The sequence below is a fragment of the Vibrio sp. 811 genome, assembly GCF_033339195.1.
Genome location: NZ_JAWOUB010000374.1, coordinates 1 through 720 on the forward strand (window position 1 = coordinate 1; position 720 = coordinate 720).

Annotated in this window: 1 protein-coding gene; it reads left to right on the forward strand. The window is 42.2% G+C overall.

Going from position 1 to position 720, the window contains the following annotated elements:
* Positions 1–720 (forward strand): pilus assembly protein TadD (locus R7Q46_RS26960; protein ID WP_318078204.1); only part of this gene is annotated, 720 nt, incomplete at both ends.

Here is a 720-nt window from a genome sequence, read left to right on the forward strand (position 1 = left end):
TCCAATTACGATGCGAGTGAACGTTACTTAGAAGAGTATTTAGATAATGGCGGTCCAGAGGGTGATTACTACCTTCTAAAAGGCAAAATACTTGCGCGTAAAAAAGACTATGATGGTGCAATTTCTCACTTTAATGACAGTAAGAAGAATGGCGCATCAGACCGTGAGGCAAACAACAATATTGCAGTAGTGATGATGTTGCAAGGCAGACCAGAGCCCGCGATGGAGCTGCTCTATGGCTTGTTTGCTGCCAATCCAAATGATGAAAAGGTACGTTCAAATCTCCTTTTGGCGTCGACTCGGTCGAATCGTCCGGATGTGGCGTTGGAGGTTTTGAAACACGACAGTAGCGAGCAAGACGCACGAGTCAAACTGAAAAAGCTCATGAAGAGCGTTAAACCTCTGAGTAAAAAAATAGATACAAAAGTTCCACCCAAACAGGTCGCGAAGTCAAAGGAAAAGAAAAATATGGAAATGGATACGAAATCTGTCGATTTGAAACCAAAGTACGTAGCGCGCTCAGTATTAGACCCGCAAAACTTACGTCCTAAAGCGCCGTCAATTTATCGAATTCAAGTATTAGCAACCTATAAAGTCATTCCGTCAGATTACCTAAATTATCTGAAAGGCAACTATGGCAAAGTGTATTCCTACACTCACGGCTTATGGAAGCGTTATTGCGTTGGTGAGTTTAGCGATATAGATGATGCAAAGAAGTTT